Here is a 4,706-nt window from a genome sequence, read left to right on the forward strand (position 1 = left end):
GTGAACTACGTCGGCTTCAGCGTGCTCGACACGATCAAGTGCGCCACGCTCGGCGGCGCGAAGATGATGGGCCGCGCGCATGAGCTCGGTTCGCTGGAAAAAGGCAAGCTCGGCGATGTTTTGGTCGTCGCTGGCGATGTGATGAAGGACATCAGCCACCTCGAAGACCGCAACAACCTCCTCGCCGTGATGCAGGGCGGTGTGGTGAAAGCTGGAAGAATGCTGACGCCGCCGTCGTGGTGAGGATTCGCTCATGACAGCTCCCATTCGCCTCCTTTCCCTGCTCGTTCTCAGTCTCACTGCTGCCCACGCCGCGATGGTGGACACGGGCGCGGACCTCAACGCACTGCCGGAGGTGCCGGAAGGCTACAGCGTCTCAATCTTCGCCAAAGAGCCGCTCGTGCAGCAGCCGTGCTCGATGGCGTTTGATGCCAAAGGCCGCCTCTTCATCGGCATGGGGCCGCAGTATCGGAATCCGACGCCGGAGACGCCGGGAGACAGCGTTTGCATCATCGAGGACACGAATGGCGATGGCGTGGCGGATGCCAAGAAGGTCTTCGCGACGAACTTGAATGCCATTCAAGGCCTCGCCTGGCATGGACGCGATCTGTGGATCGCGAATGCACCGGATTTGACCGTCGTGCGTGATCTGGATGGCGATGATGTCGCTGACGAATATGTGAAGGTCTTCACCGACCTCGGGAACATCGAGCATGCGCTGCACGGGCTCGTGTGGGCACCGGATGGCAAGCTCTACATGAGCAAGGGCAACTCGAAAGGGCTCAACAAGGAGCCGAACATCGCGCCTGCGCCGTTTCGCGAGTTGTTCGGGCAAACGACGACGCAAAAGACCACGCCGCCGCAGACCTTCAAAGCCGCCGATTACAAACACTCGTATCAAGACCCCAAAGACGACTGGGGCCTCATGGGCGGCCTTTTGCGCTGCGATGACATGGGCGAGAACTTGGAGATCGTCTCGCGCGGCTTTCGCAATCCGTGGGACATCGCTCACGATGATGGCTTCAATTGGCTGTGTACTGATAACGACCAAAACGAGGGTGATCGCGTGATGATGCCCTTCTACGGCGCGCATTTCGGCTGGAATCATCCGTGGAGCAGCGACTGGACGGGCGAGAATCATCTGCCGACGGCTCCGGTGAGCCATCCGGTGTTTCACGGCAGCGGCACCGGCATCGCGTTTGGATCGCTCGGCGAGCATCGCGGCGTATTTTTCATCAACGACTGGCTGAACAAGACGACCTTCATCTTCAAACCGAAGTGGGACGGTGCGCTCATGAAATGCGAGGGCGATGAATGGAAGCCCTTCATCGTCGGCGGCAAATCGCTGTTTCGGCCAACGGACATCGCATTTGGCCCCGATGGCGCGCTGTGGTGCCTGAGCTGGTCGCGCGGCTATGGTGCGGAGTATGATAAAAGCGGTCAGATGACGAGCGAAGGCCGCGTCTATCGTATCGCGGCGAAGGATACGAAGCCCGTGAAGCTCTCGACGAAGCCGATGAAGGAGCGCTCGGTGAAAGAACTCGTCGCGGCGTTTAACAGCCCGCTCCCGGTGCATCGCATCGACGCGCAGGATGAGCTGGTGCGTCGCGGAAAACCGATCCAGAACGACCTCGGTCGCGAGTTGGAGCGCGATGATCTGACCGAGGCGCAGCAAACCTGGGGCATCGGGGCACTGGGACGCATCGCGCCGATCATGATCGTGAATGACGGCTCTCTTACGGAAGACAATCAAAACATCCAGACGCTGCGCACCTCGATGCGGAACCCGCGCAGCGTCACCGTGCCCGATGTCTTCCGTCTCGCAGCCGCAGAAGGCACGCCGCGCATCCGCTTTGAGATCGTGCAGGCTATCTGGCAGACGCGAAACACCGACATGGTGCCGCTACTGATGGCTATCGCGTCCCGAGAAACGGATCGTCTCGTCTTTTACTGTGCGTGGCGTGCGCTGCGTGATCTAGCGAGCACGGAGTTGCTCAAACGAATGCTCAAAGACTCGCATGATGGCGTGAGACGCGCTGCTTTGCTCGCGCTGCTGGAAGATGGCGCGTTGAGTCGCGATGAAGTCACCGGTTTGACGAAGGATGCCGACGCGGAGGCCGCGAAACTGGCGAATCTTTGGATCAAGAACCAAAGCGGCGACGCGCCGGAGATTTTGGTCAAAGGCAACGGCATCAGCGCGGCCAACGTCGCGCCGATCAAAGGCACGCCGCCGGAGATCAAGCCGTCCAGCACGCCCACGACCGTCGATGCGGCGCTCGCTTTGATGAAGGACGCGAATGCGGAGCATGGCCGACTGCTCGTCCTGCATCCGCAGGGCGCGGGCTGCATTGCGTGTCACCACATCGCGGGTCGCGGCAATCACTTCGGCCCTGATTTGACCGGCATCGGCGACCGCGCGGAGTTGAAGCACCTGATTCAATCGCTCATCGAGCCGAGTGCGGTGATCACGGAGGGCTTCAACTCGCATGTCATCACCACCGCGAAAGCCACGCACATGGGCGTGCTGCTCGACGAAAGCGGCCTCGCCGTCACGCTCGGCCTCGCCACCGGCCAGCGGGAGCGCATCCTGCGCAGCGACATCACGAAGCAGGAGACGCTGCCCGTTTCCGCCATGCCTCCCTTCAATGTGATCCTCTCCGCGCAGCAGTGCGCCGACATCGCCGCGTGGCTGATGACACAAAAGGCCGGCGGAAAGGCACGTTGACTCATTCTTGTGCAAATCGCAGCCTCCGTGGCCGTTTCACGAACATGAAATCCATCCTCTTCCTGCTCGCCGCTGGCAGCCTCGCCTTCAGCGCGGACATCACCGCCGAAAAAGCTGGCACGGTCGTTCATTTCGCCATCGAGGGGAAATCGATCTGTGATTACCAAATGGAGCCCGGCAAGGTGCCGGAGGGCGTGGCGGAGTCGTTTGCGCATGGGGCACATCTGCATCCGATCTACTCGCCGAGCGGAAAGCTGGTCACGGGCAATCACCAGTCGGATCATCCGTGGCAGCGCGGTGTGTGGATCGGATGGACGAAGACGGAGTTTGGCGATTCGCATCCGGATTTTTGGAACATGGGCAAGGATGGCAAGATCACCGCCGAAGTGCGCTTCGAGAAACTGGTTCAACTCACGAAAAACGGCTTCACCAGCCAGCATGTGTTTCTCGATCACAGCCACTCGCCCGATGAAAAGGTGCTGAATGAGACCTGGGAGGTCGCGGTATCGCAAAAGACGCTCGATGGCACGCTCGCGAATGTCATCGACCTCACCAGCACGCAGACCTGTGCGGGCGAAAAGGCTCTCAAGCTGCCGAAATACCACTACGGCGGCCTCGGCCTGCGTGGGAACCCGCTCTGGAACGCCATCGATGCCGTCACCATGCTCACGAGCGAAGGTCACGACCGAAAAGCGGGCGACAACAGCAAAGCGAAGTGGGTCCACCTCGGCGGCGAAGTCGATGGAGCGCCCACGGGCATCGCGGTGCTCATCCATCCATCGAATTTCCGCTTTCCGCAGCCGCTGCGATTGAATCCGAAGAACCCGCAGCTTTGCGTGGCACCGTCGCAGGATGGCGATTGGGCCATCGAGCCCGGGAAGCCCTATGTCTCCAAATACCGCCTGCTCGTTTTCGATGGCAAACCGGATGCGAAGTGGCTCGAGGCGCAGTGGCAGAGTTATTCGGCTGCGCCATGAAACCCGGCGCTCCATCCGAGGCCGCGCTTGGCGAGCTCTTTGATCTGCTGCCGGAGGTGCAGGCTTGGATCAAGGATGCGCGACATCGCTACCTGTGGGTGAACCGTGCTTTTTTGCTCAACTACGGGCTGCATCAGCTCGACGAGGTTTTAGGGAAGACGGATCATGATCTCTCGCCGCCGCATCTCGCGGCTCAATTTCTCTCTGGAGATGAGGCGGTGCTCGCCGGGCAGACGGTGCAGGGACGGCTGGAGTTGATCGGCCGTTTCGACCACACCGCGTCATGGAGTTTCACCACGAAGCGCCAGGTGCGCGACGCGAAAGGACGTGTCATCGGCACCGCGGGCATCACGCGCGTGCTGGATGCCGCGCAGATCGACCAGCGCGAGGACATCCGCCTCGGCGTGGTCATTTCCATGATGACGCAGCGGCTTGGCAAAGCGGTGACGAATGCGGAGATGGCGAAGGCGGCTGGAATGTCATCGCGTGCCTTCGAGCGGACCTTCCTGCGTGAGTACGGCCTGCCGCCGCAGCAGTATTTGAAGCGGCTGCGCATCCAGACGGCCTGTCGGCTGCTGGTGGACACGCGTGAGTCGATTGCCTCCATCGCGCAGCGCTGCGGGTTCGCGGATCAAAGCCATCTCACGCGTGAGTTTCGTCGCGTCACCGGTGCCACGCCTGCGGCTTATCGCGCCGAATACGCCGCCGCGAATGTTCCAAGCGCTGCCGTTTCTGTTCTATCCACCCAGAAGCGAAAACGCTAGGCTGTGAGCACCATGAAGCTCCAACCAGGCTCCACCCTCATTACCAACGGCCAGCTCATCGACGGCACCGGCGCTCCGCCGGTCCCGAATGCGGCCGTCATAGTCAAAGAGGGTCTCATCGAGTATGCGGGACCTGCTGCGGACGCTCCGCCCGTGCCTGACGCCCGGAAGATCGACGCGAAGGGCGGCACGATCATGCCGGGGCTGATCGAGGCGCACATTCACCTGACCTATTTCAAT

4 protein-coding genes and 1 pseudogene are annotated in these 4,706 nt (G+C 61.2%); all 5 read left to right on the forward strand.

The genetic code is table 11. The annotated features are described in order from the left end of the window. Positions 1–243: amidohydrolase family protein (locus tag IAE77_RS00315; protein WP_294219659.1), on the forward strand; the 243-nt coding region annotated here is incomplete at its 5' end. A 10-nt stretch (positions 244–253) separates the two neighbouring features. Then, on the forward strand, positions 254–2,725 hold the full coding sequence (locus IAE77_RS00320) for a PVC-type heme-binding CxxCH protein (RefSeq protein WP_294219660.1): 2,472 nt from the start codon (positions 254–256) through the stop codon (positions 2,723–2,725). Between the two features lie 44 nt (positions 2,726–2,769). Continuing rightward, a complete protein-coding gene (locus IAE77_RS00325) occupies positions 2,770–3,702 on the forward strand; it encodes a PmoA family protein (protein WP_294219661.1) in 933 nt (310 codons plus the stop codon). Then, positions 3,699–4,466 carry a helix-turn-helix domain-containing protein gene (locus tag IAE77_RS00330; RefSeq protein ID WP_294219662.1) on the forward strand — a complete coding sequence of 256 codons (768 nt, stop codon included), beginning with the start codon at positions 3,699–3,701 and terminating at the stop codon, positions 4,464–4,466. The genes IAE77_RS00325 and IAE77_RS00330 overlap by 4 nt, the downstream gene beginning before the upstream one ends. Positions 4,467–4,478: 12 nt before the next feature. Beyond that, positions 4,479–4,706 (forward strand): annotated as a pseudogene (locus tag IAE77_RS00335) (amidohydrolase family protein); the annotation flags it as partial.

It is taken from the genome of Prosthecobacter sp. (assembly GCF_014879935.1).
In the GTDB taxonomy this organism is placed as follows: Bacteria; Verrucomicrobiota; Verrucomicrobiia; order Verrucomicrobiales; family Verrucomicrobiaceae; genus Prosthecobacter.